The following is a 26,164-nucleotide window of genomic DNA, read 5'->3' on the forward strand; positions in this document are numbered from 1 at the left end:
CTATTCTTTAGATTCAGTCATATCTTCAGGTCTGATCCACTCATCGAACTGCGCTTCCGTCAAATGACCGGATTCGACAGCTGATTCTTTCAGCGTGATGCCTTTTTCATGAGCATTCTTGGCAATTTTCGCCGCTTTTTCATAACCGATATGCGGATTCAGTGCCGTGACGAGCATCAATGAATTATTTAGGAACCTGTCTATGTTTTCATGTATCGGTTTGATGCCGACAGCACATTTATCATTGAATGTTACCATGCCGTCTGCCAGAAGGTAGATCGACTGCAGTGTATTGTACAGGATCACCGGCTTGAAAACATTGAGTTCGAAGTTGCCCTGTGATGCTGCAAATCCGACTGCTGCGTCATTTCCGAAGACCTGTGTCGCCACCATCGTCAGCATCTCCGACTGGGTCGGGTTGACTTTGCCCGGCATGATGGATGACCCCGGTTCATTGGCGGGGATTTCAATCTCCGCAATGCCCGCACGCGGCCCTGAAGCAAGCCATCTCACGTCGTTTGCGATCTTCATGAGGTCTGCTGCAAGCGCTTTAAGTGCACCGTGCAGATAGACCACTTCATCATGTGCAGTGAGGGCATGGAACTTGTTCGGGCTTGTGACGAACTCGTAACCGGTCTGGACGGATAACTCCCTTGCCACACGCGCACCGAATTCAGGGTGTGCATTGATGCCGGTGCCCACCGCCGTGCCGCCGATCGCAAGGTTCCTGAGCTGGCCTTTCGACTCTTCGATGAGTTCCTCACACTTTTCAAGCATGTATCTCCAGCCGCTGATTTCCTGTCCGAGCGTGAGCGGTGTCGCATCCTGCAGATGCGTACGGCCGATTTTGATGATATCATCATACTCTTTTTCCTGTGCTTCGAAAGTTCTTTTCAATTTCATCAGTGCAGGCAGCAGCTGCTCTTCTACAGATACGAGGAGTGCCACGTGCATTGCTGTCGGATATGTGTCATTGGAGCTCTGAGACATGTTCACATCGTCATTCGGATGGACTTTCTCATCTTCGATACCCTTTTCCTGCAAGTACTCGTTGGCGACATAGCTGACGACTTCGTTGACGTTCATGTTGCTCTGTGTGCCGCTTCCGGTCTGCCAGACGACAAGCGGGAAATGCTCGTCCAGTTCACGGTTGATTACACGGTCGCATGCATATGCAATCGCATCCTTCTTGTTGTCCGACAGTTTGCCCAGATTGTTGTTCGCAACAGCCGCCGCTTTTTTCAGCTCGGCGAATGCCACGATCACTTCAATCGGCATCTTCTCTTTGCCGACCGGGAAATTCTGACGGCTGCGTTCGGTCTGTGCCGCCCAGTATTTATCAGCGGGTACTTTGATTTCTCCAATAGTATCTTTTTCAATTCTGTATGACAATGAAAAAAACCTCCTGTAAATTAGTATTCATCAACATTTTATACTAATTCACCAGAGGATTCATCTGTTATTCATCATTTTCTTGCCGATCTGCATGCGACTCATCAACAGAAGTATCAATCGGATAGTCCGGGTTTTGGGAAAGCTGTTCCATTTCCCGGCCGAGCTCACGCACATCTTCCATATCGTACGTCATCGTATTCGGATCCGGTTCCACCAGATCCTTATAGTCTTCATCCTCGTCATTTCCGTATCGGACCTTCCAGTCTTCCTTCTTCATCCCGTCCTCACCTCTTCAGACTTATGCAAATTTAAAGCTGTAATAATCGGCAATATCCGGATCCAGCCCCGATGCCGCCTCGCGGTCCAGCACAACCGTCACCATACGGTGCGATTTGATCTGGCTGTAAGCATCCTTGTCATTTTCCTTGGCGTTGTACAGCGCCCTGACCACATCCGCCTTGTCCGCGCCCGTTGCCACCACGAACAATTCGCGGGCATCGAACACCGGCTCATTCTTATCTTCGTCATTGAAGCCGACATTGCCTTTACTGTCGAGGTACAAGAGCCCCAGGCTGATCTGTTTTTTATCTTTATCATCAGAATCCAGGAGACTGTTCAGTGATTCACTCGAGCCGTCTTTATGGAACTGGTTTTCAGGTATTTCAAGCTTATCCAGCACATCCGTCGTCGGTCTCCCGATCAATGCGATGTTCACCTGGGAGAAATCTGCAGGATGCTGCTTCGTCTCACCGACGAATTTTTCATAAGTCCAGTTCAGATCTTCATTCATCTCCAATGCAAGCAGGCTGGTGGGATTGTTATGGACCTGTTTCCTTAAAATATCAGCAGTATATACACTTAAAGTTTCTTTGGTGTCGAAAATTTTAAAATTCATAGCCATGGTCATTTCCTCCATATAATGTGTTTTAAGACATATCATACTTAGTTTACCCATAATTTTATCACAAATAACACTGAAGCAACTTTAAAATGAAAATACTGTAACTTTGTGAGCAGAAAACACCCGTCCCCTCCGTATAGCATTTATAATTATAGTTAGAGATTAATTTCACAAATTATGAATGGAGAGGATGATTCAGAATGGAAGGTTCAACGAAGAAATTCAACTGGATTTCACTGATTGTCGGAATCATATTCATCATTCTGGCAATCTTTTTATTCGCAAACCCGGACGCCACTATTTTGGCCGCAGTATTCCTGCTCGGCTTCGGCGCAATCTTCAAAGGTGTCTTTGAAATTTTCTTCAGAAGGAAAATAAAGGACTACGCGGACAGGAATTATACCCTGATGCTCATCATCGGCATCATTGACATCATCATCGGCCTGCTGATTTTGTTCAATATACAGCTTGGCATCATCGCCCTGCCGATACTGCTCGGCGCATGGTTCATCGTCGACTCCGTCTACCTGCTCATCACATCGAGCTACATCAAAGAACGGAGCACCAGCAGATTCTGGGCCGCGGTCATCATCGGCATCATCGGTATACTACTCGGTATCATGGTCCTGTTCAACCCGCTGACCGGACTCTTTGCTATTGCATTCCTGATGGGAATCTACTTCCTGATTGCAGGCATCGAGTTCATAATCGAAGCATTCGATTCATAGCATTCAAAAATTATATGAAAGCCTCTTTTTAAATGTGGTATAATCAGATATAATGTAAATTATATAAGCGAGTACGCTAGGAGGCAGACTAATGGATGCATTTTTAATCTTAATGGTATGTATTGCGTTTTTAACCGCAATTTTCACTGCTGGCCGTGAATCTGAGTGGGGTTACAAAGACGACGGCGAAAAGAGAATCAAATAATATTGAAATTCGAAAGACCTGCTCAAATTGAGCATGATGCCGTAGATCATTTCTGATCTGCGGTATTTTTTCGTGATATTTGGGTGGGTTTCGGCTCGAAGTTGCGGATATTTCTCCGTATTTCGCAACCTTCATACGATCTCAAAGGCAACGTTGCGAATTCTCACTCCTTTTTCGCAACCTTTGCCTGTATTTCACCCCAACCTTGCGAATTTACCTCCCGATTTCGTAACCTTATACCGTGTTCCAAGTCAATGTTGCGGATCTATTCTCCTTTTTCGCAACTCTTGCCTGTATTTCATCCTGATCTTACGAATCCAAGGTAATAAGCAATTAAAAACTTCATGATAACTCATTAGAGTTCGAATTGTAATAAAAAAAGACGACTTCAAACCCATTGATTTGAAGTCGTCTTTTTTCATAATTCGATTTATATTACTGCTTTCTGCTTGCATAGAATATCAGCAGTGCATTACTTGTAAACAGCGGGAAGCTACACTCTTACTGCCCTAAAAATCCCTGCTTTTTAACGACTTCGTCGACATCCAGGCGCTGCTTTTTATTGAGCATGCCGACCACCTGGTCGCTCCACGAATCATCCCTCTTGCCGCCTGTGCGTTCTTTATAGTATGCGCTCACACGCTCGTCATAATCTTCGATTTCCTCTTTCGTCTCATCCAGATGCTGGTAGGTGTTCTCGTGATATACCGCTTCAAACGGCAGTCGCTCCTTCACACTGCCTTCGTGTGCCGGGTAGCCCGCCACCATGCCGAAGAGCGGGAATGTGCCTTCAGGCAGCTCGAGTATCTCGATCACTTTCGCCATATCGTTCCTCAGAGAACCGATGTAGCAGATGCCGAGTCCGATGCTCTCGGCCGCAACGGCGAGGTTCTGCGCCGCAAGCGCCGCATCGACGGTGCCGACGATGAACTGTTCCGTCAGATGGAAGTTGATCGGTGCATCTTTTTCTTCAGATAAGTCGCGGTGTCTTCTATAGTCTGCAACGAAGACGAATAAATGCCCGTTGTTCTCGACATAGGGCTGGGTGCTGATTTCCTTCAGTGCTTTCTTCTTTTCAGGATCCGTCACCCCGATGATCGTATATGCCTGGACGTAACTTGAAGTGCTGGCACTCTGTGCCGCTTCAACGAGCATCCTGATCGTCTCGTCCGGTAATTTCTCTTCGGTGAATTTACGTATTGAACGGTGGTTTTTAAGCAAGTCAATCACTGCATACTTTTCCATGTCAAAGTGTCCTCCTATATAAGTCCCGGATAGTTTTGCTGCCTCAATGCTTCATATACTAGCATAGTTGCGGTATTAGCCAAATTCAGCGACCTGACGTTCTCCGTCATCGGCACCCTCAGCAGCGTTTCATCATATTCTTCCCTGACCCACTCGGGCAGCCCTGTCGTCTCACGGCCGAAGACGAAGTAATGGTTCTCGTCAAAGTCAGAGTAATCCATATCCGAGTGGGCCTTTTTGCCGTGTTTTGAAAGCATGTAATAATTGCCTTCACTTTCTTCAAAAAACTGTTCGATCGATTCATAATAATGGATGTCCACAAACTCCCAGTAATCCAGACCTGCCCGCCTCACCATCTTCTCTTCGACGCTGAAGCCGAGCGGCTTGATCAAATGCAGTGTGGTATCCGTCGCTGCACATGTACGGGCGATATTCCCCGTATTCTGGGGTATTTCCGGTTGAAATAAAACGATGTGGTTCGGCATGTCTTCTTCCTCTCTAATGACTGGTTTCCTGGATGCCTTTCAGCATTTCCTCTTTCACTTCCGCATCCTGTTCGTGCGGATATCTTTCATGGATGTACCCGGCGGCATCACTGCCCTGGATCTGGCCGATCGCCCAGTAGGCGGTGCCCTTGATCACCGGACGCGGATCATTTTCCGCAACACGCTTCAAAGTGTCCACTGCAGATTCCTCTTTAAAATGTGCCAATGCAATTATAGCATTTCTCTGGATCGGCTTCTTCCCCCGCCATACCCCGGCGAGGTGGCCGTACTTCTCCTTGAACTCCCTGTTGGATATTTCAAGGAGCGGCTCAAGCTCAGGCTTCAATATTTCAGGTTCGAGGACGATATCCTCATGGTGATCGGTGTTGATGCCCTTATTCCTCGGGCAGACCTGCTGGCATGTGTCGCACCCGTATAAGCGGTTGCCGATCTTATATCTGTACTCATCCGGCATCCAGCCTTTGATCTGGGTGAGGAACGAGATGCATTTGTTGGAATCGAGCTGGCCGTTGCCGACGAGCGCCCCTGTCGGACAGCGGTCGACGCATATGTTGCAGTCTCCGCATGAATCGATCAACTCCTCGTCCGGCGGGAACGGGTAGCTGACGATCATTTCGCCGAGGTATGTGTAGGTCCCGAGCTCCGGGTTGATGACGAAGCCGTTCTTGCCGATGTAGCCGAGGCCGCTTCTCCGCGCCACTTCACGGTCTGAGAGCACGCCCGTGTCCACCATCGATTTCGTCTCAATCCCCGGGTCGATGGACTTGATATAGGCTTCAAGCTTATTGAGACGCCTGTTCAGCAGTTCATGGTAATCCATGCCCCATGAGGCACGGGCGAACATCCCCCGCCGGCTGCCCTTCCTGCCCTTCGGCGCATCCGGGAGTTTATTCGGATACCCGACGGCGATGGCGATGATGCTTTTCGCACTCGGCAGGCTTGCTTTCGGGTTCGTGCGCTCTTCCACGCTGCCTTTTTCAAAGCCTGATGCATATCCCTTGTCCAGATAGTCGATGAGCTTCGCCTTATATTCCAAAAATGGCTCGGCATGCGTGAAGCCGATATCGTCGATGCCGATGCTGTGGGCGTAGTCGATGACTTTCCGCTTGAATTCATGACGGTCCATGATCATTCCTCCTTTCATTGAAAATAAACACTGAAAAGTGTAATATGGAATTAATTATAGAGAAAAGGAGTGAAATCAGGCCGATGAAGTAAATTATCCTTTACCCATGACATATTGATGCTTATTCAGCATGCAAAAAATGTCGGATCAGGATAATCACGGCCTAATTTTCTCCTTGTTCATTACGGATGATGTTATTTAATGTGTTTTATGAAGCATATTATAACATAGAGGCCCGTCGTACCCTGATTCGAAATACTGAATTCGGGGGTTTTTTTATGCTTGAATTGAAAGATATCCACCTGGAAGTGAATGGTGAGCTTCTGCTCTCAGTCGATCACCTTCTGGTACAGGAACATAAGACGATCGGATTGATCGGCAGAAACGGCAGCGGCAAAACGACACTCTTCAACCATATGATTGAAAACAGTGAGATTTATACGGAGGACACCATCCAGCTGATTCCGCAGATCAAGGATACCGACATTAAAAAAAGCGGCGGCGAGACGACACAGCTGTATTTAAACCGGACGCTGAATAAGGATGCAGGGATCATGCTTTTGGATGAGCCCACCACACACCTCGATGAGCAGTATTCCAAAGCTCTGGTGAAAAAGCTGCAGCATATCGATAATATCAAGATTATCGCCTCCCACGACCGTGAATTCCTGAACAGGACCGTCGATGAAATATGGTCCATTGAGGACAATTCGATCAAAGTCTACCCGGGCAACTACGACAAATATAAGGAGATGAAAGAGCACTCCATAAAGAGGCAGCAGGATGAGTATGATAAATATGTAAAAGTTAAAAAACAATTATCAAATGCGATTGATAAGAAAAAGCGTCAGGCGGATGGCGCCGCAAAAGTAAAGGATAAGTCTGATTCCGACGTGAATGTCATCGGTGCAAAACCCTACTTCAACAAGAAACAGAAGAAACTCGACCAGGTGGCGGGCGGCATGAAATCCCGGTTGGAACAGCTTGAAGTAAAGGACAAGCCGATCGAGGAGAAGGAAATCAAGTTCCATACCCAGGATATGGAATCCCTCGGTCAAAAGATGATCATCAGAATTGAGGATGAAGATATCAAACGTGAAGATAAAACCATATTGGCAGGGGCTTCTTTATTTGTAAGAGCGGGTGAAAAGATCTCAATAACCGGCGCAAACGGCAGCGGTAAAACCAGCCTGCTCAACCATATCCACGAAAAATATAAAGAGTCTTCACTTAAAATCGGCTATTTCCACCAGCAGCTGGAATCACTTGATAATGATAGGACCATCATTGAAAACATCATGACAGCGAGCCGCTATGATGAGACGACCGTCAGGACCGTCCTTGCCAGGCTGAATATAAAGCGCGATGCGGTATATAAGAAAATAAGCGTCATCAGCGGCGGGGAACGCGTCAAAGTCCAGCTTGTGAAAATCTTGATGTCGGATATTCAGTTGATGATGCTCGATGAGCCGACGAACTTTCTCGACATCCATACGGTTGAAGCACTTGAAGACATGCTGCAGAGCCATCCTGCGGCCATCATCCTCGTTTCACATGACCGGTTACTCCGTGAAAATATCACTGACACCAATTACAATATTGAGTATGGAAAACTGCTCAGTGATCAGACTACTGAATTTCTTGATGACACCGGGGAAGCACTGATGGTTCTTGAGAATAAAATCACTGAAGTGCTCAGCAGATTGTCTCTTGAACCCACTGAAGCTCTCGATGCCGAGTTCAACCGCTTACTCGAAGAAAAACGGGTATTGTTAGGCAAACGGGATAAGAGGAGATGAGATGATGCTCAAACTGAAAAGGGTGTATGAGGATGTCTCCGGGCAGGATGGGAAGCGGATACTTGTGGACGGCATCTGGCCGAGGGGCGTCAAAAAGGAAGAGCTTGAACATGATGAATGGATGAAGGAGATTGCACCTTCGTCGGAACTCAGGAAGTGGTTCGACCATGACCCGGATAAATGGGATGAATTCAAAGAAAAATATAAGAAGGAACTGGATGACTGTAAGGAAGTTTTGATGCAAATCAAGGAGGATTCCGACGGACATAATGTCACCCTGCTTTATGCTGCAAAAGACGAAAAGCATAACCAGGCTGTGGTGATCAAGGAATATATCGAGGATTTGAAGTAGCAACGCAAATGAAAAAGGCCTCAAAACCAATAGGTTTTGAGGCCTTTTTCTGCTTAATTCAATTTCAACGTCATTGCATTCAGCGCAACAACGACCGTGCTGATTGACATCAGTATTGCGCCGACGGCCGGGGAGAGGATCAGTCCGATGGAAGCGAGCACACCTGCTGCAAGCGGGACGGCGATTATATTATATCCTGCCCCAAGCCACAGGTTCTGCACTGTTTTATTCATCGTCTTCTCTGAAAGTGAGAGGAAGTTCATGATGTCCGACGGATCACTCTTTACCAGTATGACATCCCCGGATTCTACCGCAACATCTGTTCCGGCACCTATAGCCACCCCGATGTCCGCCCGGACGAGGCTCGGTGCATCGTTGATGCCATCACCCACCATCATCACTTTCTTTCCTTCCTTCTGATACGACTGGATCACCGCTTCCTTATCCTCGGGCATCATCTGTGCATGTACTTTACTGATGCCAAGTTCGGCGGCGACCGCTTCTGCAACCTGCCTGTTGTCTCCTGTCATCATGACAGGTTCGATTCCGCGTTCAATCAGATCTTTAACCATGCCTTTAGAGCTTGCCTTAATTTGATCGCCCTGTGCGACGATGCCGCTGTTTTCACCGTCGATGATAAGGAAACTGACCGAGTTTCCCCGCCCTGCGAGGGATTCAAACTGCTTCTCATCGTAAGCTATATTATGATCTTCCAGATAGGACATGCTTGTAATCTTCATGTCCTTGCCGGCAATTGTGGCTTCCAATCCAATGCCCGGGATGTTGTTGACATCTTCAGCCTGCGGGACAGTGATGCCCTCCTCCGCCGCTTTATCCAGTATGCCGAGGGCGAGTGGATGACTCGAACTTTTTTCGATTGCTGCCATGAAGCCCAATATTTCTGTATCAGAATACGCCTCATTGAAACTTTCAAAATGATTCACTGCAAAGTTACCTTCTGTGAGTGTGCCTGTCTTATCCATCATAACTGCATCCAGATGCCTTGCCGTCTCCAATGATTCACGGTTTTTAACGATCAGTCCGTTTCTCGCACCGATGGAAGTCGACCGTGCCGTCACAAGTGGAATGGCAAGCCCGAGCGCATGTGGACACGCTATGACTAGCACCGTCACCAGCCTTTCAGTCGCAAAACTCATATCGCTTGAAATCATCATCCATACCACGAATGCAATCAATCCGACACTGAGCGCGAAGTAGAATAAATACCCCGCAATCCTGTTGGCAAGCAGCTCTGCGCGTGACTTATCGCTTTGAGCCCGGCTCACGAGCCCCATCACCTGTGACAGATAACCGCTTTCCCCTGTACCCGTCACTTTTACAGTAATGGTGCCGGATCCGTTCACAGAGCCGCCGATGACTTTATCGTCGACTGTCTTCTCAATATTCCTTGACTCTCCTGTAACAAGGGATTCATCCACAGAAGTGCGCCCCGCTGTGATGATGCCGTCAGTCGGGATGTTGTCCCCCGCGTTCACCTGGACGACGTCGCCCTCGTTCACTTCAGAGAGCGTGACCTCTTTCGTATTCCCATCCTCTTCAACGATGACTGCCGTGTTCGGGAGGAGCTCGGCCATTTTTTTGAGTGCATCCCCTGCGTTCCCGACCGCATTCATCTCAATCCAGTGGCCCAGCAGCATGATGACGATTAATGTCGCCAGTTCCCAGAAAAAATCCATCGTATGTGCATCTGCTGCACCGAAGTGGTTCATATAGAACGCATATAAACTGTAGAAATATGCGACCGAGATGCCCATTGATATCAGAGTCATCATGCCCGGCTTCCGGACCTTCAGCTCTTCCTTCGCACCACTCAGGAAAGGCTGGCCGCCGTAGAAATACAGTATTGTTGCAAGCACGAGCACCACCCACTCAGATCCGGGGAACGTGAACTGGAAAGGCAGTTCGATACCCATCATCGGGGCGAGAAAGATGATCGGCACTGCGAAAATCAACGAAACAAAAAACTTTTTCCTGAAATCTCCATGATGGTGATGTTCGTGACCCCCGCCGTGATTCCCGTGTCCATCCTGATGATCATGAGCGGCATGGCCGACGTGATGGTCTTCGCTGTCATGATGGTGATCATGATGTTCATGCTTATGTTGTGACATATTCATCCCTCTTTTCTTTATTATTAAGTAGAACCATGTTTACACCTGATTTTCAATTTATACCTGGTAAGGGTATATAAAACCTTAAAAAATTTTGAGTCAGTGATCTCCATTCAAAAACCCGTGTTACGGGTGACGGGTTTGGCATCTGCACTGACCGGCGGGACAGCTGCACGGCACTTCTTCCACTGCGTCTTTTTTCTTTTTCTCTATCATCCTTTCAAGCAGCTCTATATCTTCAAAGCTTAAAACCGAATTCCCAATCAGCCCTGCAATCATGCTGCCATTATCCTTATCACAAATATTATTGAATGTCTCATCCAGGGTGTGTTTGAGGAATTCATCTTCGCCGATCTTGGCCGAATATAAAAACATCCTGCCCTCTTTTTCCGTATCAAGCATTTCTTTTTTAACGAGCCTGCCGATGAATGTTTTAATCGTGGCAGCACTCCAACCCTTCTTTTTCTGCAGGACTTCTATGATTTCCCTGCTCGTCACCTGCTCCTGTGCCCAGACAGCTCGCATGACTTCCCATTCAGAATCCGTAATCTTATAATCCGGCTGTGCCATCTTCATCCCTCCATCGTTTACATCTGTAGTCTTATTATCTTTAGTTTACAACTGTAATCGTTAATTGTCAAATTTTTTAGGTGTTACTCCTTATATATTCAAGTAGCTACTTGAATGTAAATTTAAAAGGGAGTATACTTTTATTCAAATATATACTTGAATGAGAGGTGCGTTATGAATAGAGAAGAGACCTGCGAAATTTTCTGTTATGACGAAGAAAAAGTCGACCGCGTGCAAGAGGATTTACAGACTGTGGACATTGCCGGTGTCTCGCAAATGCTTAAGGCCATCGCCGATGTGAACAGGGCCAAAATCACGTATGCCCTGTGCCGGGAAGAGGAATTATGTGTGTGCGATATCGCAAATATACTCGGCGTGACCATCGCCAACGCCTCCCACCATCTGCGCACCCTTTATAAACAGGGGGTCGTCACTTTCAGGAAAGAAGGAAAACTTGCCTTCTATTCGATTGAGGACCAGCATATCAAGCAGATCATGATGATTGCCCTGACGCATAGGAAAGAAGTGGCAGCCAATGTCTGAGGGGCTCGCTAAAATGGATCAGACAGACGAAAGCATCTACCGTGTAGAAGGTTTTTCCTGTGCGAATTGTGCGGGGAAGTTTGAAAGTAATGTCAAGAAGCTGCCCGATGTCCACGACGCTAAAGTCAACTTCGGCGCTTCCAAAATTTCGGTCTACGGCTCGGCGACGATTGAAGAGCTGGAAGCCGCCGGTGCATTTGAAGACCTCAAAGTGGCACCGGAGAAAACAACTAAAGATCACGATTCTCAAAAAGAAACGCCCGTCCCGTTTTATAAGAAACACAGCACCCTGCTCTACTCGCTGTTATTCCTCATTTTCGGTTTCATTTCCATGTTTGTGAACGGCAATGATAATATCCTTACGCCTTTGCTGTTCATCACCTCGATGCTCGTGGGCGGGAGTTCGATGCTGAAGACCGGCCTTCAGAATCTCATCCGTCTGGAGTTCGATATGCGGACACTGATGACGGTCGCAGTGATTGGCGGTGTCATCATCGGAGAATGGGCCGAAGTTGCGATTGTCGTCATCCTTTTTGCCCTCAGTGAAGCCTTGGAGCGTTTTTCGATGGAACGTGCAAGGCAGTCCATCAGTTCACTTATGAACATCGCGCCTAAAGAGGCACTCATCAGGCGGAATGGACATGAAATGACGGTTCATGTCAATGATATTGAAGTCGGCGACATCATGGTCGTCAAGCCGGGACAGAAAATCGCAATGGACGGCGTCATCGTCGATGGTTACTCTGCCGTCAACCAGGCAGCCATCACAGGTGAATCGGTGCCTGTCGGGAAATCCCGTGATGATGAAGTCTTTGCAGGCACGCTGAACGAAGAAGGTCTGCTCGAAGTCAAAATCACCAAGTTGGTCGAAGATACGACCATTTCAAAAATCATACATCTTGTTGAAGAGGCCCAGGGTGAACGCGCCCCGGCCCAGGCGTTCATCGATAAATTTGCGAAATATTACACCCCCGCCATTATGGTCATTGCCCTGTTGGTTGCGGTCATGCCGCCCCTATTCTTCGGGGCCGCCTGGTCGACGTGGGTGTACCAGGGATTGGCCGTCCTTGTTGTAGGCTGCCCTTGTGCACTGGTGGTATCCACCCCGATATCAATCGTTTCCGCCATCGGGAATGCCGCCAAAAAAGGTGTCCTTATAAAAGGCGGCGTCCATCTGGAAGAAATGGGCGGATTAAAAGCCATAGCATTCGATAAGACAGGGACACTCACAAAAGGCGTACCCGTTGTGACCGATTATCAGTTGATTGATGATTCTCTTGATGAAAAAGAAGTGCTGTCGATCATCTCCGCCCTGGAATACCGTTCCGAGCATCCATTGGCATCCGCCATCATAAAAGAAGCGGAAGATAATAATGTGCCGTACACCGATATACCTGTCGAAGATTTTTATTCCGTCACAGGAAAAGGGATACAGGGCAGCATCAACGGCGAGATATATTATATCGGCAAGCCGGCATTATTCAATGAGATGGAGGCATCCGGCTTCAGCAGTACTGTTGAAGATAAGGTGAAGGCGCTCCAGGATCAGGGGAAGACGGTCATGATTGCAGGCACCGGGGAAAGCATCCAGGCAATCATCGCCGTCGCGGATGAAGTGCGCGAATCCAGCCGGGAAGTGATCGGCAAGCTGCATCAGGCTGGCATCAGGAAGACGGTCATGCTGACCGGCGATAACCGCAGTACGGCCCGGGCCATCGGTGAACGGACCGGCGTGACGGATGTCCACTCCGAATTGATGCCGCATGAGAAGCTGGATGTGATCAGGCAATTGAAGACGGAATATGATCACGTGGGGATGGTCGGCGACGGCGTGAACGATGCACCGGCACTCGCCGCCTCCACAGTCGGCATCGCCATGGGCGGCGCAGGCACAGATACTGCCCTCGAAACGGCAGATGTCGCCTTAATGGGCGATGACCTGAGAAAACTGCCGTTCACGATAAAGCTCAGCCGTAAAACGTTGAACATCATCAAAGCGAACATCGCTTTTGCCATCGGCATCAAAATCATTGCCCTGCTGCTCGTCATCCCCGGATGGCTGACGCTCTGGATTGCGATTCTCTCAGACATGGGTGCAACACTCATCGTCGCATTGAATGGTATGAGGCTTATGCGGGTGGAGGAAGATGAAGCCGAGGATGAGCCGGTGAATAAAAACACCTATGCTGAAACGTTGAAGCTGGAGAATTGATTATAAAAGTATCCATACATCCAAAACACCCCGACTGTAATGGTCGGGGTGTTTATTTTATGGGATATCCAGTTTGACTACTGAGATCACCTGGTTCACGGCTTTTTCCAGGTTGAAGCGGGTGGCTTCACTGTCCATCGCTTCTTTCAAGGATACCGGCGTCCGCTGGATGGAAAAGATCGCATCGAGGCGGCTTTCGGTCAATGTGTAGGCATCCTCTGTCAGGCTGCCGCCGAATGCGATGACGGGTACACCATACTTCTTCGCCGCCTCCGCAAGCCCTGCCGGCACCTTGCCCATCGCAGTCTGTGCATCCAACCTGCCCTCACCTGTGATGACAAGGTCCGCATCCTTGATTTCAGTCTCCAGATCAAGCAGGTCGATCACCAGCCGGATCCCGGGTTCGAGCCGGGCATCCAGATAACCATAGAAAGCAGCACCCAGTCCGCCGGCGGCACCGCCGCCTTCAACAGTCGAGATGTCGATGCCCATCTCAAGTGTCTTATCCGCATAATGTTTCAGTGCATCATCCAGCCTTGGCAGCATGGCCTCTCCTGCACCTTTCTGGGGTCCGAAGATATATGTCGCACCATCCGGTCCGTATAGCACATTATTCACGTCACAGGCCACCCGGAAATCACAGTCATCAAATTCAGCCGCTTCTTCCGTCTTGATGATCTGTTCGATATCCTTTAACCCTCCGCCGCCGGGCGGGATCGGCTCACCGTCATCATCGTGGAAGCGGTAGCCCATCGCCTGCAGCATCCCTACACCGCCGTCATTGGTCGCACTGCCGCCGAGTCCGATGATGAAAGTCCTTGCACCTTCATTATAAGCATGACGGATCAGTTCCCCGACACCGTAAGTCGTCGCCCGCCATGGATCGAGCGTGTCTTCTGCGAGCAACGTCAAACCGCACGCTTCTGCGATTTCAATGACGGCAAGGTTTTCTTTATTCACAAAGCCATAACGGGCATTGACTTTACCCCCGAGCGGGGCGGTGACTTCTCTTGACCGGATTTCCCCGCCAAGACCGTCGATCAGCGCATCAATCGTGCCCTCCCCGCCGTCTGCCATGGGGAAAGTGCGCACATCTGCATCGTCAATTATGGCTTTTATCCCTTTTCTGACTGCTTCGTTCGCCTCAAGCGATGACAGGCTGCCTTTGAAAGAGTCCATGGCTGCAATAACCTTCATTTGATCCCCACCCCTGCTTTAATTTCCGGACAGTCGCCCTTCACCCTGCGGCTCCTTCCGTTTTTCTCAACAGAATCCAGACAGAACAATCATAGTATCGGCCTCTGTCCGTTTTCACTACCATAATCCAGACAGATTCGACCTCTCGCAGACCTTCATCCGGAAGAAGTGTTCATAGTCCCCCAAGCAGCGCCTGGCCCTCTTCATAATCGCGCCGCCACACTTCTTCCGGAACCATGTCACCGCCGGTCGACCACACGAGGTGTGTGCCGGGGATCATGTCCGGGTCTTCCTGCTGAAGCTTATAGGCACCGGGCATCCCGGCAAGTGCAGAGGGTTCAAGCTTCATCTCCTCTTCCTCCCACAACTTGGCGAGCAGCTTCAATAATGCCTGATCTTCAACAGTGTAGAACCCGTAAATCATGTCTCCGACTGTCTTCCCGATGAACTTCGATGCACGTCCGACGGCGAGCCCGTCCGCAATCGTCACGTTATCGAGCCCGATATCGCGCACGGAAATTTCATCGTGCCGTCCGCTCATCACGCCGAGCAGCATGCACGGCGAATGTGTAGGCTCGGCAAACACCGGACGGACGGCATCACCGAAGACTGCCTTCAGCCCGAATGTGATGCCGCCGGGCGCCCCGCCGACCCCGCACGGGAGATGTACGTACAATGGCTTGTCTCTGCTCACTTCTATCCCCGCTTCCTCCAGCTGCCCCTGCAGTCTGAGCGCGCTCACCGCATACCCGAGGAACAAGGTGACCGAGTCTTCATCATCGACGAAATAAAAGTCATCGCGCTGCATGGCCTCTTCCCTGCCGATTTCCACCGCATGGCTATAGTCGTCCATATGCTCGATGACGTCCACCCCGTATTCCCGCAGCATTGCCTTCTTCCACTCTTTGGCATCGGCCGACATATGGATCTCCACTTTGAAGCCAAGCTTTGCACTCATGACGCCGATGCTGAGTCCCAGGTTGCCCGTCGAGGCGCAGATGATGGTATGGCGTGAAAACAATACCTTGAACTGATCCGAGGCAAACTGTGAATAATCCAGGCTTTCATCGATCAGCCCCTCCTCCAGCGCGATTTCCTCGGCATGCTTCAACACTTCATAGATGCCGCCGCGGGCCTTCACCGATCCTGAAATGGGGAGTATATCATCCCGTTTTATATACAGGCTGCCCGCGAGAGCAGTACCGTACAGATCATCCAGATGACGCTGCATCCGCTCCAGGCGCACGACCGGCGATTCGATGATCCCGTTCTGCCCGCTTGTTTCAGGGAACAGCCTTTCAATGAGCGGGGCGAATTTCAAGAGCCTTTCTTCCGCGGCCCTGATGTCGGCCATGGTGAAGGCACCGTCTTCAATCACTTCATGATGCTCATATCCATCATTTTTCCAGAAGACTTCCTCCGCTGCTTTCAAACGTTCCAAAACCTGTTCATTCATCTTATCCCCTCCGAAATTAAAAAGAGCAGACTTTTCGTCTGCCCTTAATTTATCACTATTCGAATTTCTAATCAGCACTTTCCATCGCTTTTCTCACGCGGTACGGAATCATCGTGACAGCCGCCGTCATATCTTCAGGACGGAATGTCTTATCGATGCATTCATCAAAGAATTCGATATGCTTTTCATCGATCTTCGGTGCGCTTGGGCCATCATCATCGGCCGCCCGTTCGTCCTGTACACTGTACCAGTACAGGTACTCGACATTATTGAACGCTTCACGGAAAATCGTCTCGACATACATCCGCTCACCTTCGAGGTTCAACAGCACGTCATCCATGTTTTCGTGGATATAGTTGATCCAATCATCCACACGTCTGCTTTTTCCTTCTTTTACACGAAATTTTGTGAGTTCCACTCTCATCGATTTCACCTCTTAAGTAACTGTTCAACTAAACATCATTTCGCTCAAATTAAAGTCATACCGGCCACTGTTGAATTTTTGACTCGTGAGCCATCTTTAAATATGTAATAATATAGTAAAAAGGATGTTTATATGAAATTAATTTTAGCTTCATCTTCACCCCGGAGGAGAGATCTCCTGAACCAGGTCAACATAAAATTTGAGCTGCGGGAACAGCTGACAGACGAATCAAGAGTAACGATAACAGAACCTGTGGAAAAAGTAAAGACCCTGGCGGCGAGAAAATCGCACAACACCAAGGTTTCAGACTCTGAAGTCATACTGACCGCCGACACCGTCGTTTCAAAGGACGGCGTCATTTATGAAAAGCCGGAAAATAAAAATCACGCCCGTGAGATGATCAAAAGTCTGAGCGGCGGCGTCCATCAGGTTTACACCGGCTGCATGCTGCGCTCCCTTCATAAAGAAGAGTTCATCATCTCCAAAACGGACGTGGTGTTTTATGATCTGACTGATGAAGAAATTGAAAATCACTTACAATATGAAGACTATATGGACAAAGCAGGTGCATACGGCATTCAGAGCCACGGCGCCCTGCTCGTCAAGGAGATACACGGCGACTACAACACCGTCGTCGGTCTGCCGCTCGCAGAAGTCGTGCGCGCGTTGCAGAAGTGGCAGGAGTGATCACCGCTCCCCCTGCCATTCAGCATGGAACTGCTCCAGATAATCTTCCATGAACTTATGGCGCGCTTCAGCCAGTTCCTTCGCTGCATCCGTGTGCATCAGGTCCTTCAGCTTCAGGAGCTTTTCGTGGAAATGATTGATCATCGTATTTTCTTCACGGTATTCCTTGAGTGTCATCCCCTCTCTCGCCCCGGCTTCCGGATTATGAATTTCATGATTTTTGGCACCGCCGAAAATGAAAGTCCGCGCAATGCCGATGGCACCCAGCGCGTCAAGCCTGTCCGCATCCTGGACGACCGCATCTTCGATGCTCCTCACTTCAAAGGCATTATTCCCGCCCTTGAAGGACACGGCCTGCATGGCATAGAGTATCCGCTCGACGACCGCTTCCTCAATTGAAAAGCCCCTCAGGTAATGCCTGGTGTCTTCGACCGCATGCTCGCTCCCGTTAAGCTTATCATCTATCGTATCATGCAGCAGGCTCGCCACCCTGATGATGAATTCATCCCCGCCTGCCTGCTTCTGGATGCGCATCGCATTCCTGTACACCCTCATCACATGATGAAAGTCATGGCCCGTCGAATCCTCTGCATGAAAATCCCTGACATGTTCTACGACTGAATTGATGATCTCTTCCTGATTCATTTCCATCCCCTGCCGATCCTTTGAATTTTAAACATCTTAAAATTGAAAATACCACACCCGGAAGGTGTGGTAAAGTTTCTGACTGATTATTTTTCTTCTCTGAACTGCAGTTCAAGGTTGACTTTGACCTCTTTACTTACAAGGACGCCGCCTGTTTCAAGTGACTGGTTCCAGGTCAGGCCGTAATCTTCACGGTTGATTGAAAATGAACCTTCGAAACCGTAAACTGTGTCACCGCTCATCGGGTCGGTCCCCTGGCCGTTATATTCCATGACGACCGTTTCTTCTTTAGTCGTGCCTCTGATCGTCAGATCGCCCGTCACTTTGAATGTGTTGCCGGACTTTTCGATATTCGTTGAAGTGAAAGTGATCTCAGGATAATTTTCAGCATCGAAGAAATCTTCGGACTGCAGGTGGCCGTCGCGGTCGCCGACGCCTGTGTTGATCGTTGCCGGATTCGCTGTCGCCTTAAGGCTCGCATTTTCGAAATCCTCGATTGAATCCGCTTCGATTTCTATGGAGTACTCTTCGAAAGTGCCCTTCACTTTAGTCACCATCATGTGTTTCACTGAAAACTCGACTTCTGAGTGGAAATTATCTGCTACAAATTTAGCCATTATTAAAAACCTCCGGTATATTCATGTTTATTTTTAACATGTATTTATAATATACCACTCAGTTACAAAAAGCAAGTAACAAACTTAATAAATCTCAAATTCTAGATATTTTTATTCGTCCCGGCTCAGTTCATTGAAGAACTTTATGATTTCATTGTTCATATCATCAATGTTTTCAGTGTGCATATACTGATGGCCTTCATTTTCATAAGCGACGAAATCCACACCTTTACCTTTCCGCTTCATCCTGCCGTACATTTGGTCGGATTCACTGTAAGGAACCCTCACATCATGCTTCGAGTGGAATATTCTGAGCGGTGCCTGTATGTTCATGGCGTTTTCAAGCGGCGCCGTCGCCTCAAAGAAATCATCATGTGTGCCGATGAAGCCGTACTCATGGGAGCGCAGCTGCCTGCGCCATTTCGACGTATTCTGAAGCAGCGTCTTCAAATGCGATATACCCACGATATCGACAGCACCTTTCCACAACTCCGGATACTGTGTGATGGCCATCAGTGTCATAAAGCCGCCGTAGCTCCGGCCCATGATGAATATCTGTTCAGGATCAGCATTACGGGAATTGATCAGATGTTCCCTCAAATATATGATGTCATCGAGCGCGTCCAGCCGCTTCAGCTGATCATCCAGGCCGATGTAGAATTTGTGGTAGCCCGTGCTCCCCCTGATGTTCGGCACCGCAATCTGGTACCCTTCCCGGTAAAGTTTATAGTACAATTCGTTGAACTCGGGCCGCGCCTGCGATTCCGGCCCGCCGTGTATATGGATCACGGTTTTGACATTCTGGCCCGGCTGCTTATAAAGGTAATACGGGACATCCAATGCATCGAATGATACATATGTGCCCGTTTCGGTCACGATATCAGTGCCCGCCGGACTGTTGCCGAACAGCTTTTCAGATCTGTCCGTCCTGATATCATACTTATAGGCACGGTGGGGTTCAGCCATGCTTGAGTGGAGTATATATAAATGGTCCTTCTCTTTTTTCAACGAGTGGATGACACCGTCATCCGGGAACTCAAGCCGCTTCAGGACATCTTCATCAATATCATATTCGTACAGTGTTGAATATCCGTTCTCATTCAGTGTCAGATAAGCCATGCGCCCTGCCAGTATGAAATGCTCGATGTTCCATTTGAAGTCAGTGAGCCTTCTGTAGTCCCATGTATCTTTATTTAATGAATAAAGGTTCAAATAGCCGTTTTTGAAGTCGCTGACGAATATGGCTTCCTCTTCGTCCAGTGAACTGTATTTTTTGAACCTGCCTTCCGGGAAAGGCAGCGGCTCCATCCTGGCACTTTCAATATCATATATATAAAATTTTGAATCAATGTTTGTAGCATCCTGACTGAGCAGCAGCTGGCCGTCACGGAATTTGGAAATGATTTTGGTCGGCTTCTGGAATATATTGAGGATGCGGCCCCGGCCTTCCAGATCCGTCATGCACAATTCAAACTCACTCTTCTCCTGATGATTTCTGAAGTACAGTATATGCCCGTCCATATAAGTCCCGTAATAATGATAATGATCCGGGGCGGCTGTAAGCTCGAAACCATTATTTGCGAGTTTGAACTGTTCACGTTCATTGCCGTTGTAATCCGTCGAAATCATCAGGCGGTCATTGACGAACCAGTAATTTTTGACGTTCTGCACCTCGTGCGTCACCTGTTCTGTCGAACCGTCCGCAAGGTTGTATCTATGCAGCTCGCGCTTCCCCGTCTCGTCGCTGATGTAGTATAAGAAGCCTTCTTTTAATTTCATGTTCAGGTACTTTATAAAATTGGTCATTTCTTCATCCCTTCCAATGTCATTTAATACAAAAATACCCTAAACCTCCCGAGTTGGAAAGGTTTAGGGTATTTTATCAGAAATCCTCCACTATGCCTTCTGTAATTTTGCGTTCAATGAGCCTGTTGCCGACATATATATAAATGACACCTGTCTCAAAATCCGTGTAATTCGATTTGTAGTATACAGCTTCATAATCATAGTCGTTATCAATATTATCGACAATCCTGTAGGCACCGTCAATCTTTTTGAGGAATACTCTCTTACCGGATGCATATTCGAAGAAGTCATTATCCACAGCCAGATTGAACGGTATAAAAGATAAATAGGTCTCCGGCATCTTACTCAGTATATAGCTGGAAAGCGACCCCTGCAGAATCAAATCCATCAGCTGTTCTCTGTCCTCGCCGATGATCAAATGATCCGTCTTCTTCTTCTGGGCATATTGAACCGCTTTTTCAAATGCATGCTTAGGCGAACACTCAATGATATCCAGATTACAGTTCAGTTCTTCCGCACGGTTTTTGATCAGCTGGAAGTCCACTTCTTTGTTGTACTTCAACTCTTCGGAACTGATATCAACGACAAGGATATTAAGGTTATCGTCATCATGAACCAGCTCCAGGGCATGTTTGATCATGCTTTCACCTTGGATACCATACTCTATCATAATCGTAACGTTTTTACCCATAACTAATCTCCTCTGATCCATAGATATGATATAGGATGATTATAACATCTTGTCACAGAATTGTTACATGTTAATTGAATTTATTTGTGATAGCTTACAGCAATCCGTGTACCGACTTCAGCATTGTTCTTTACAAGTCTGATGTTCGTCTCAAGGCTTTTACCTTCCGTCGACTCCACGACTTTGCTGAGGAGGAAAGGTGTTGAATCTTTACCGTGTATGCCTTTTTCCCCGGCTTCCCGTACAGCCTCATTGATGACGCTGTCGATGTAGTCCTTATCCATCGCATCCTCTTCCAAAATCGGGTTCGCCACGACGATGCCGCCTTCAAGACCCAGTTCGTATTTGACCCTGGCGATATCTGCGATCTCTTCCACCGTCTCACTTGTCGCATTCAGCTTGATACCGCTCTCGCGGGTGAAGAATGCAGGCAGTTCATCCGTCTGATAGCCGATTACAGGCACACCTTTCGTCTCAAGGTATTCCATCGTCTTATCAAGATCCAGAATCGATTTCGCACCTGCACAGATCACGACAACATCAGTCTGAGCAAGTTCCTCCAGATCCGCAGAAATATCCATCGTTTCCTCGACACCACGGTGTACCCCGCCGATGCCGCCTGTGACGAAGAAGCGTATGCCTGCCATCTCCGCACAGATCATTGTGGAAGCCACCGTCGTCGCCCCCAGCTGCTTCGTTGCGACCACCTGGGCCATATCGCGCCTTGATACTTTGGCGACACCATCCGTATTCGCCATGATTTCAAGTTCTTCATCGGTAAGGCCGATTTTGATCTTACCGTCGATGATGGCGATCGTTGCCGGCACGGCACCGTTGTCCCGTACAATCTGCTCGACTTCTTTAGCCATCTCCACGTTTTGAGGGTAAGGCATGCCATGTGAGATGATTGTGGATTCCAGCGCCACTACGGGTTTATTTTCATCCAGTGCTTTCTGCACTTCTTCTGTAATGCTTAAATATTGTTTCATTTGATTTCCTCCAGATTTTTGATTAATTGATATTCATCCAGGTCCTGCCTGACCGTATAGCTGGTCTCTATCGTTTTCCTGCTGTTGATCATGCCGAGTCTGATCGTGTCTTCCATATCCATACCCTTTAACCAGCCGTAAATCACGGCAGCGGAGAAAGAATCACCCGCACCGGTCACATCCACGACATCCGCAGAAGCTTCTATTTCATATACAGAAGCCTTGCCTCCGGAACTGTATACAAGGGACTTGGAACCATTCGTGACGATGACATGCTCTACACCTTCTCTGTTCCATCTGCCTGCCGCATCGCGCAGATCATCTTCACTCTCTATGGAGATATCGAAATATGCTTCCGTCTCATCCCGGTTCACAATCATCCAGTCCACTGCATGAAGATTATGCGGCATATTTTTCATCTTCGGCCCCGAGACCGGTATCAGCACGAGTTTTATTCCGTACTTTTCTGCATAGGAACATAAAAATTCAAGAGAGGCTTTCGGGATGTTCAAGTCGACGACGATGCACCTGGCACGCTTTAATATATAGCTGTTTTGTATCAGTACTTCCGGCGTCAGCTCGTCATAGACCGCCATATCCGCAAAACCATATTCCATCTCACCATTTCCACTGATCAATGCAGTATAGGATCCGGTGCTCTTATTCCCGATCTGATGGACATAGTCAAGATTGATGAAAGGTGCACTGAGCGACTTGATGGTCTCCCACTCGCTGTCCACGCCGCATGCAGTAATCAATGTGACATCCTGGGAAAGACGGCCGAGGTTCTCACTGATGTTCCTTGCCACCCCGCCGACGGACTTTGTCGACTCGATTGGATTCGAGGTTCCGTGAATCAGCTTTTCTTTGACGTAGAACTTCCGGTCAACGTTCGCCGCACCGATGCAGACGATCGGGTACTCATCGTTCAGTACGTAAGCCTTGCCCTGAACATACTCCTTCTTGATCAGTCCCGATATGATGTTCGCGACCGCCGAACGTGAGAGCCCGACCTTCTCCGCCAGCTCCTGCTGAGAGATGAAGGGATTCTCTTTTATAAGATCGAGCACCATCTGTTCCTTCTGGTTCATCATTACACCTCCAAAACATTTGTTTTAGTTTCAAACAATTGTTTATAATATACCACAGAATGATGAAATTCACATCACTTTATATGTATTTTCAAAATAAAGAAATCTCTTTATAACCCTTACAAAATCTTAATATATTTTACACAGCTATTGACTTGGTATCAGGCGATGGGTTATAATTCTATTGTTGCTTAAAAATATTGCGATGCCACCATGGCGGAATTGGCAGACGCGTCGGACTCAAAATCCGATGGCCGTAAAGGCCGTGCCGGTTCGACCCCGGCTGGTGGTACTAAATGAGATATAAAGGCCTTCAACTACATTGTTGAAGGTCTTTTTTATATGTAAAATCGGACTATTATTCCTTAAATAAGACGCCGTACCCAACCACAATATCAGAAGAAGCTCTAATGACTCATCATCTAAAGTCTGATGGTCCTAAAGGCCATACCCGGTCTGTAATACCAGTCCCCTGGAGACACTCTCCAAGGGTGTTTTTTTATTACATATATTTTTAAACATTAAAAAACCGGCTGCATAAGCAACCGGCCGGTTTATAACAATCAATTTAATTATGAAACAAAATAAATAAAATGGAGCGGAAGATAGGATTTGAACCTATGTCTTGCTTCAGGAAGAAGCATGTTCTAAACACTGAACTACTTCCGCATTGTATGGAAGGATTGCAAAGGCGCCAACCGGATTTGAACCGGTGATAGAGGATTTGCAGTCCTCGGCCTTACCACTTGGCTATGGCGCCAGAAAAACTGGGCTGGAAGGATTCGAACCCTCGCATGACGAGACCAAAACCCGTTGCCTTACCGCTTGGCTACAGCCCAATAAAATGGGGCGACCGATGGGAATCGAACCCACGAATGCCGGAGCCACAATCCGGTGCGTTAACCACTTCGCCACGATCGCCATATGGCAGGGGTAGTAGGAATCGAACCCACACCAAAGGTTTTGGAGACCTCTATTCTACCATTGAACTATACCCCTAAAATGGTGGGGGGCAGATTCGAACTGCCGAACCCGAAGGAGCGGATTTACAGTCCGCCGCGTTTAGCCACTTCGCTACCCCACCAAATGGTGCCGGCCAGAGGACTTGAACCCCCAACCTACTGATTACAAGTCAGTTGCTCTACCAATTGAGCTAGGCCGGCTGAGAAAAGGTGGTCCAGGACGGAATCGAACCGCCGACACAAGGATTTTCAATCCTTTGCTCTACCGACTGAGCTACTGGACCTGCCTATGTAATTAAAAATGGCGGTCCCGACGGGAATTGAACCCGCGATCTCCTGCGTGACAGGCAGGCATGTTAACCGCTACACCACGGGACCACTAAAAAAAGTATTGCGGGAGTTGGATTTGAACCAACGACCTCCGGGTTATGAGCCCGACGAGCTACCAGACTGCTCTATCCCGCGATAATAATATTAAAATAATAATGGCGGAGGAAGAGGGATTCGAACCCCCGCGGGCCGTTAAGCCCCTGTCGGTTTTCAAGACCGATCCCTTCAGCCGAACTTGGGTATTCCTCCGTATGAAAAAAGCATTTAAAAAGATGGTGGACCTTGCAGGACTCGAACCTGCGACCCAACGGTTATGAGCCGTTTGCTCTGACCAACTGAGCTAAAGGTCCAATATGGCGGCGGAGGGGATCGAACCCCCGACCTCACGGGTATGAACCGTGCGCTCTAGCCAGCTGAGCTACACCGCCATGGTAAACTCAATGTTTTAAATAATGGTGGAGACTAGCGGGATCGAACCGCTGACCTCCTGCGTGCAAGGCAGGCGCTCTCCCAGCTGAGCTAAGCCCCCATTATGATGAGTATAAGTGAATCAAGTCGGGAAGACAGGATTCGAACCTGCGACCCCTTGGTCCCAAACCAAGTGCTCTACCAAGCTGAGCTACTTCCCGTAATTTAAGCGCGCCCGAGAGGACTTGAACCCCTAGCCTTCTGATCCGTAGTCAGACGCTCTATCCAATTGAGCTACGGGCGCATAAGAATGAAATATGGTGCCGAGGACCGGAATCGAACCGGTACGATAATCACTTATCGCAGGATTTTAAGTCCTGTGCGTCTGCCAATTCCGCCACCCCGGCTAACTTATTAAGACATGATTCTGATACTATGAATAATTATATGGAGCGGAAGACGGGATTCGAACCCGCGACCCCCACCTTGGCAAGGTGGTGTTCTACCACTGAACTACTTCCGCATATACAATTTTAATAGTGCGGGTGAAGGGAGTCGAACCCCCACGCCGTAAAGGCACTAGATCCTAAGTCTAGCGTGTCTGCCAGTTCCACCACACCCGCGTGGTGAGCCATAGAGGATTCGAACCTCTGACCCTCTGATTAAAAGTCAGATGCTCTACCGACTGAGCTAATGGCTCATACTTGATGAAGAAAATGGTGCCGGCCAGAGGACTTGAACCCCCAACCTACTGATTACAAGTCAGTTGCTCTACCAATTGAGCTAGGCCGGCATAAATGGTGGAGAATGACGGGTTCGAACCGCCGACCCTCTGCTTGTAAGGCAGATGCTCTCCCAGCTGAGCTAATTCTCCAAAATAAAAACATGATGCTGATATTCAATTGATAAAAATGAATTGCCTGGCAGCGTCCTACTCTGGCAGGACGTATGTCCAACTACCATCGGCGCTGGAGAGCTTAACGGCTGTGTTCGGCATGGGAACAGGTGTGGCCTCTCCGCCATCGCCACCAGACAATTATTGATTACAGAATGTGTAATCAATGTTGAATGTCATGTACATTCAAAACCATATAGAAGCCAAGCAGTGCAGAAAACCTACACGGTACAAATCTTTGAATAAGTCATC

Annotated in this window: 23 protein-coding genes, 23 tRNA genes and 1 rRNA gene; 7 read left to right on the top strand and 40 right to left on the bottom strand. The window is 48.3% G+C overall.

Features of this window, described 5'->3' with window-relative positions; all coding sequences use genetic code 11:
• The 3 genes from fumC to LPW40_RS13310 all read right to left on the bottom strand — a co-directional run bounded on the left by fumC (position 1) and on the right by LPW40_RS13310 (position 2,296).
• Complete coding sequence (gene fumC, locus LPW40_RS13300) at positions 1 to 1,392, bottom strand: class II fumarate hydratase (protein ID WP_230822737.1); 1,392 nt, start codon at positions 1,390 to 1,392, stop codon at positions 1 to 3.
• Between the two features lie 67 nt (positions 1,393 to 1,459).
• Positions 1,460 to 1,672 (bottom strand): hypothetical protein, encoded by a 213-nt coding sequence (locus LPW40_RS13305; RefSeq protein ID WP_230822738.1) that lies wholly within the window; start codon positions 1,670 to 1,672, stop codon positions 1,460 to 1,462.
• A gap of 21 nt (positions 1,673 to 1,693) precedes the next feature.
• A complete protein-coding gene (locus LPW40_RS13310) occupies positions 1,694 to 2,296 on the bottom strand; it encodes a 6-phosphogluconolactonase (RefSeq protein ID WP_230822739.1) in 603 nt (200 codons plus the stop codon).
• Positions 2,297 to 2,496: 200 nt separating this feature from the next.
• Between LPW40_RS13310 and LPW40_RS13315 the strand changes: the two genes are divergently transcribed.
• Positions 2,497 to 3,024 (top strand): DUF308 domain-containing protein, encoded by a 528-nt coding sequence (locus tag LPW40_RS13315; protein ID WP_230822740.1) that lies wholly within the window; start codon positions 2,497 to 2,499, stop codon positions 3,022 to 3,024.
• Positions 3,025 to 3,730: 706 nt separating this feature from the next.
• Here the strand turns inward: LPW40_RS13315 and nfsA are convergent.
• From nfsA to queG, 3 genes are read right to left on the bottom strand one after another with little or no spacing between them, the layout of a single operon-like run.
• Positions 3,731 to 4,474: an oxygen-insensitive NADPH nitroreductase gene (nfsA, locus tag LPW40_RS13320; protein WP_230822741.1), complete on the bottom strand. Its 744-nt coding sequence runs from the start codon at positions 4,472 to 4,474 to the stop codon at positions 3,731 to 3,733.
• A 14-nt stretch (positions 4,475 to 4,488) separates the two neighbouring features.
• Positions 4,489 to 4,959: a tRNA (uridine(34)/cytosine(34)/5-carboxymethylaminomethyluridine(34)-2'-O)-methyltransferase TrmL gene (gene trmL / locus LPW40_RS13325; protein WP_230822742.1), complete on the bottom strand. Its 471-nt coding sequence runs from the start codon at positions 4,957 to 4,959 to the stop codon at positions 4,489 to 4,491.
• 13 nt (positions 4,960 to 4,972) lie between these two features.
• Positions 4,973 to 6,106, bottom strand: coding sequence for a tRNA epoxyqueuosine(34) reductase QueG (gene queG / locus LPW40_RS13330; RefSeq protein WP_230822743.1), 1,134 nt, complete (start codon positions 6,104 to 6,106; stop codon positions 4,973 to 4,975).
• A gap of 278 nt (positions 6,107 to 6,384) precedes the next feature.
• Between queG and abc-f the strand changes: the two genes are divergently transcribed.
• Complete coding sequence (gene abc-f / locus LPW40_RS13335; protein WP_230822744.1) at positions 6,385 to 7,905, top strand: ribosomal protection-like ABC-F family protein; 1,521 nt, start codon at positions 6,385 to 6,387, stop codon at positions 7,903 to 7,905.
• A 4-nt stretch (positions 7,906 to 7,909) separates the two neighbouring features.
• The gene (locus tag LPW40_RS13340; protein WP_230822745.1) at positions 7,910 to 8,257 is read left to right on the top strand and encodes a DUF488 domain-containing protein; all 348 of its coding nucleotides are present in this window, start codon (positions 7,910 to 7,912) and stop codon (positions 8,255 to 8,257) included.
• Between the two features lie 53 nt (positions 8,258 to 8,310).
• Here the strand turns inward: LPW40_RS13340 and LPW40_RS13345 are convergent, their stop codons facing one another.
• Together LPW40_RS13345 and LPW40_RS13350 are read right to left on the bottom strand one after the other, a co-directional pair.
• Positions 8,311 to 10,395: a heavy metal translocating P-type ATPase gene (locus LPW40_RS13345; RefSeq protein ID WP_330166196.1), complete on the bottom strand. Its 2,085-nt coding sequence runs from the start codon at positions 10,393 to 10,395 to the stop codon at positions 8,311 to 8,313.
• Between the two features lie 120 nt (positions 10,396 to 10,515).
• The gene (locus LPW40_RS13350; protein WP_230822747.1) at positions 10,516 to 10,959 is read right to left on the bottom strand and encodes a CopY/TcrY family copper transport repressor; all 444 of its coding nucleotides are present in this window, start codon (positions 10,957 to 10,959) and stop codon (positions 10,516 to 10,518) included.
• A 174-nt stretch (positions 10,960 to 11,133) separates the two neighbouring features.
• Here LPW40_RS13350 and LPW40_RS13355 point away from each other — a divergent pair, with 174 nt between their 5' ends.
• Together LPW40_RS13355 and LPW40_RS13360 are read left to right on the top strand one after the other, a co-directional pair.
• The gene (locus LPW40_RS13355; protein ID WP_230822748.1) at positions 11,134 to 11,502 is read left to right on the top strand and encodes an ArsR/SmtB family transcription factor; all 369 of its coding nucleotides are present in this window, start codon (positions 11,134 to 11,136) and stop codon (positions 11,500 to 11,502) included.
• Positions 11,495 to 13,714, top strand: coding sequence for a heavy metal translocating P-type ATPase (locus LPW40_RS13360; RefSeq protein ID WP_230822749.1), 2,220 nt, complete (start codon positions 11,495 to 11,497; stop codon positions 13,712 to 13,714). Before LPW40_RS13355 ends, LPW40_RS13360 begins: the two co-directional genes overlap by 8 nt.
• A gap of 57 nt (positions 13,715 to 13,771) precedes the next feature.
• Here the strand turns inward: LPW40_RS13360 and LPW40_RS13365 are convergent, their stop codons facing one another.
• The 3 genes from LPW40_RS13365 to LPW40_RS13375 form a co-directional block, all read right to left on the bottom strand.
• Positions 13,772 to 14,911, bottom strand: coding sequence for a glycerate kinase family protein (locus LPW40_RS13365; RefSeq protein WP_230822750.1), 1,140 nt, complete (start codon positions 14,909 to 14,911; stop codon positions 13,772 to 13,774).
• A gap of 172 nt (positions 14,912 to 15,083) precedes the next feature.
• Entirely contained in the window at positions 15,084 to 16,367 is a 1,284-nt protein-coding gene (locus tag LPW40_RS13370) for a D-serine ammonia-lyase (protein ID WP_230822751.1), read from the bottom strand.
• A 67-nt stretch (positions 16,368 to 16,434) separates the two neighbouring features.
• Positions 16,435 to 16,791 carry a DUF6176 family protein gene (locus tag LPW40_RS13375; protein WP_230822752.1) on the bottom strand — a complete coding sequence of 119 codons (357 nt, stop codon included), beginning with the start codon at positions 16,789 to 16,791 and terminating at the stop codon, positions 16,435 to 16,437.
• A gap of 132 nt (positions 16,792 to 16,923) precedes the next feature.
• Here LPW40_RS13375 and LPW40_RS13380 point away from each other — a divergent pair, with 132 nt between their 5' ends.
• A complete protein-coding gene (locus LPW40_RS13380) occupies positions 16,924 to 17,478 on the top strand; it encodes a Maf family protein (protein WP_230822753.1) in 555 nt (184 codons plus the stop codon).
• Here LPW40_RS13380 and LPW40_RS13385 read toward each other — a convergent pair whose 3' ends face one another.
• From LPW40_RS13385 to LPW40_RS13410, 6 genes are all read right to left on the bottom strand, one after another.
• Positions 17,479 to 18,129: an HD domain-containing protein gene (locus tag LPW40_RS13385; RefSeq protein WP_230822754.1), complete on the bottom strand. Its 651-nt coding sequence runs from the start codon at positions 18,127 to 18,129 to the stop codon at positions 17,479 to 17,481.
• 80 nt (positions 18,130 to 18,209) lie between these two features.
• Positions 18,210 to 18,740, bottom strand: coding sequence for a YceI family protein (locus tag LPW40_RS13390; protein ID WP_230822755.1), 531 nt, complete (start codon positions 18,738 to 18,740; stop codon positions 18,210 to 18,212).
• A 111-nt stretch (positions 18,741 to 18,851) separates the two neighbouring features.
• On the bottom strand, positions 18,852 to 20,519 hold the full coding sequence (locus LPW40_RS13395) for a S9 family peptidase (RefSeq protein WP_230822756.1): 1,668 nt from the start codon (positions 20,517 to 20,519) through the stop codon (positions 18,852 to 18,854).
• Between the two features lie 103 nt (positions 20,520 to 20,622).
• On the bottom strand, positions 20,623 to 21,237 hold the full coding sequence (locus LPW40_RS13400) for an adenine nucleotide alpha hydrolase family protein (protein ID WP_230822757.1): 615 nt from the start codon (positions 21,235 to 21,237) through the stop codon (positions 20,623 to 20,625).
• 80 nt (positions 21,238 to 21,317) lie between these two features.
• Positions 21,318 to 22,226, bottom strand: a complete 909-nt coding sequence (locus LPW40_RS13405; protein WP_230822758.1) for a pseudouridine-5'-phosphate glycosidase — start codon at positions 22,224 to 22,226, stop codon at positions 21,318 to 21,320.
• Entirely contained in the window at positions 22,223 to 23,317 is a 1,095-nt protein-coding gene (locus LPW40_RS13410) for a carbohydrate kinase (protein ID WP_230822759.1), read from the bottom strand. The genes LPW40_RS13405 and LPW40_RS13410 overlap by 4 nt, the downstream gene beginning before the upstream one ends.
• A gap of 207 nt (positions 23,318 to 23,524) precedes the next feature.
• On the opposite strand from LPW40_RS13410, the gene LPW40_RS13415 reads away from it, so the two are divergent.
• Positions 23,525 to 23,609, top strand: a tRNA-Leu gene (locus LPW40_RS13415).
• A 302-nt stretch (positions 23,610 to 23,911) separates the two neighbouring features.
• Here the strand turns inward: LPW40_RS13415 and LPW40_RS13420 are convergent.
• The 23 genes from LPW40_RS13420 to rrf form a co-directional block, all read right to left on the bottom strand.
• Positions 23,912 to 23,986 (bottom strand) — tRNA-OTHER (locus LPW40_RS13420).
• A gap of 20 nt (positions 23,987 to 24,006) precedes the next feature.
• Positions 24,007 to 24,077, bottom strand: a tRNA-Cys gene (locus LPW40_RS13425).
• A gap of 7 nt (positions 24,078 to 24,084) precedes the next feature.
• Positions 24,085 to 24,156 (bottom strand) — tRNA-Gln (locus LPW40_RS13430).
• 6 nt (positions 24,157 to 24,162) lie between these two features.
• Positions 24,163 to 24,238 (bottom strand) — tRNA-His (locus LPW40_RS13435).
• A gap of 4 nt (positions 24,239 to 24,242) precedes the next feature.
• Positions 24,243 to 24,316 (bottom strand) — tRNA-Trp (locus LPW40_RS13440).
• A gap of 4 nt (positions 24,317 to 24,320) precedes the next feature.
• Positions 24,321 to 24,401, bottom strand: a tRNA-Tyr gene (locus LPW40_RS13445).
• Positions 24,402 to 24,404: 3 nt separating this feature from the next.
• A tRNA-Thr gene (locus LPW40_RS13450) sits at positions 24,405 to 24,480 on the bottom strand.
• Positions 24,481 to 24,490: 10 nt separating this feature from the next.
• Positions 24,491 to 24,563, bottom strand: a tRNA-Phe gene (locus LPW40_RS13455).
• Between the two features lie 18 nt (positions 24,564 to 24,581).
• Positions 24,582 to 24,657: transfer RNA gene (locus LPW40_RS13460), tRNA-Asp, on the bottom strand.
• A gap of 13 nt (positions 24,658 to 24,670) precedes the next feature.
• A tRNA-Met gene (locus LPW40_RS13465) sits at positions 24,671 to 24,744 on the bottom strand.
• A gap of 21 nt (positions 24,745 to 24,765) precedes the next feature.
• Positions 24,766 to 24,858: transfer RNA gene (locus LPW40_RS13470), tRNA-Ser, on the bottom strand.
• A 24-nt stretch (positions 24,859 to 24,882) separates the two neighbouring features.
• Positions 24,883 to 24,959, bottom strand: a tRNA-Ile gene (locus tag LPW40_RS13475).
• 4 nt (positions 24,960 to 24,963) lie between these two features.
• A tRNA-Met gene (locus LPW40_RS13480) sits at positions 24,964 to 25,037 on the bottom strand.
• 25 nt (positions 25,038 to 25,062) lie between these two features.
• Positions 25,063 to 25,138 (bottom strand) — tRNA-Ala (locus LPW40_RS13485).
• Positions 25,139 to 25,164: 26 nt separating this feature from the next.
• Positions 25,165 to 25,238: transfer RNA gene (locus LPW40_RS13490), tRNA-Pro, on the bottom strand.
• 9 nt (positions 25,239 to 25,247) lie between these two features.
• Positions 25,248 to 25,321: transfer RNA gene (locus tag LPW40_RS13495), tRNA-Arg, on the bottom strand.
• 14 nt (positions 25,322 to 25,335) lie between these two features.
• Positions 25,336 to 25,424, bottom strand: a tRNA-Leu gene (locus tag LPW40_RS13500).
• A 41-nt stretch (positions 25,425 to 25,465) separates the two neighbouring features.
• Positions 25,466 to 25,540 (bottom strand) — tRNA-Gly (locus LPW40_RS13505).
• A gap of 17 nt (positions 25,541 to 25,557) precedes the next feature.
• Positions 25,558 to 25,640: transfer RNA gene (locus tag LPW40_RS13510), tRNA-Leu, on the bottom strand.
• A 1-nt stretch (position 25,641) separates the two neighbouring features.
• Positions 25,642 to 25,717, bottom strand: a tRNA-Lys gene (locus tag LPW40_RS13515).
• A gap of 17 nt (positions 25,718 to 25,734) precedes the next feature.
• A tRNA-Thr gene (locus LPW40_RS13520) sits at positions 25,735 to 25,810 on the bottom strand.
• A gap of 5 nt (positions 25,811 to 25,815) precedes the next feature.
• Positions 25,816 to 25,891: transfer RNA gene (locus tag LPW40_RS13525), tRNA-Val, on the bottom strand.
• Positions 25,892 to 25,935: 44 nt separating this feature from the next.
• Positions 25,936 to 26,050 (bottom strand): 5S ribosomal RNA (rrf, locus tag LPW40_RS13530).
• Positions 26,051 to 26,164: the final 114 nt, after the last annotated feature.

This window comes from Salinicoccus halitifaciens (assembly GCF_021026095.1).
Classification (GTDB): domain Bacteria; phylum Bacillota; class Bacilli; order Staphylococcales; family Salinicoccaceae; genus Lacicoccus; species Lacicoccus halitifaciens.

Excerpts from the sequence above, each read along its gene's own strand:
- LPW40_RS13385 (WP_230822754.1), bottom strand. The coding sequence starts at position 18,129 with ATGGAAATGAATCAGGAAGAGATCATCAATTCAGTCGTAGAACATGTC.
- queG (WP_230822743.1), bottom strand. The coding sequence starts at position 6,106 with ATGGACCGTCATGAATTCAAGCGGAAAGTCATCGACTACGCCCACAGC.
- LPW40_RS13410 (WP_230822759.1), bottom strand. The coding sequence starts at position 23,317 with ATGAACCAGAAGGAACAGATGGTGCTCGATCTTATAAAAGAGAATCCC.
- LPW40_RS13315 (WP_230822740.1), top strand. The coding sequence starts at position 2,497 with ATGGAAGGTTCAACGAAGAAATTCAACTGGATTTCACTGATTGTCGGA.
- LPW40_RS13345 (WP_330166196.1), bottom strand. The coding sequence starts at position 10,395 with ATGAATATGTCACAACATAAGCATGAACATCATGATCACCATCATGAC.
- LPW40_RS13310 (WP_230822739.1), bottom strand. The coding sequence starts at position 2,296 with ATGGCTATGAATTTTAAAATTTTCGACACCAAAGAAACTTTAAGTGTA.
- trmL (WP_230822742.1), bottom strand. The coding sequence starts at position 4,959 with ATGCCGAACCACATCGTTTTATTTCAACCGGAAATACCCCAGAATACG.
- LPW40_RS13380 (WP_230822753.1), top strand. The coding sequence starts at position 16,924 with ATGAAATTAATTTTAGCTTCATCTTCACCCCGGAGGAGAGATCTCCTG.
- LPW40_RS13400 (WP_230822757.1), bottom strand. The coding sequence starts at position 21,237 with ATGGGTAAAAACGTTACGATTATGATAGAGTATGGTATCCAAGGTGAA.
- LPW40_RS13365 (WP_230822750.1), bottom strand. The coding sequence starts at position 14,911 with ATGAAGGTTATTGCAGCCATGGACTCTTTCAAAGGCAGCCTGTCATCG.
- LPW40_RS13350 (WP_230822747.1), bottom strand. The coding sequence starts at position 10,959 with ATGGCACAGCCGGATTATAAGATTACGGATTCTGAATGGGAAGTCATG.
- abc-f (WP_230822744.1), top strand. The coding sequence starts at position 6,385 with ATGCTTGAATTGAAAGATATCCACCTGGAAGTGAATGGTGAGCTTCTG.
- LPW40_RS13305 (WP_230822738.1), bottom strand. The coding sequence starts at position 1,672 with ATGAAGAAGGAAGACTGGAAGGTCCGATACGGAAATGACGAGGATGAA.
- LPW40_RS13360 (WP_230822749.1), top strand. The coding sequence starts at position 11,495 with ATGTCTGAGGGGCTCGCTAAAATGGATCAGACAGACGAAAGCATCTAC.
- LPW40_RS13405 (WP_230822758.1), bottom strand. The coding sequence starts at position 22,226 with ATGAAACAATATTTAAGCATTACAGAAGAAGTGCAGAAAGCACTGGAT.
- LPW40_RS13395 (WP_230822756.1), bottom strand. The coding sequence starts at position 20,519 with ATGAAATTAAAAGAAGGCTTCTTATACTACATCAGCGACGAGACGGGG.
- nfsA (WP_230822741.1), bottom strand. The coding sequence starts at position 4,474 with ATGGAAAAGTATGCAGTGATTGACTTGCTTAAAAACCACCGTTCAATA.
- LPW40_RS13370 (WP_230822751.1), bottom strand. The coding sequence starts at position 16,367 with ATGAATGAACAGGTTTTGGAACGTTTGAAAGCAGCGGAGGAAGTCTTC.
- LPW40_RS13390 (WP_230822755.1), bottom strand. The coding sequence starts at position 18,740 with ATGGCTAAATTTGTAGCAGATAATTTCCACTCAGAAGTCGAGTTTTCA.
- LPW40_RS13375 (WP_230822752.1), bottom strand. The coding sequence starts at position 16,791 with ATGAGAGTGGAACTCACAAAATTTCGTGTAAAAGAAGGAAAAAGCAGA.
- LPW40_RS13340 (WP_230822745.1), top strand. The coding sequence starts at position 7,910 with ATGCTCAAACTGAAAAGGGTGTATGAGGATGTCTCCGGGCAGGATGGG.
- LPW40_RS13355 (WP_230822748.1), top strand. The coding sequence starts at position 11,134 with ATGAATAGAGAAGAGACCTGCGAAATTTTCTGTTATGACGAAGAAAAA.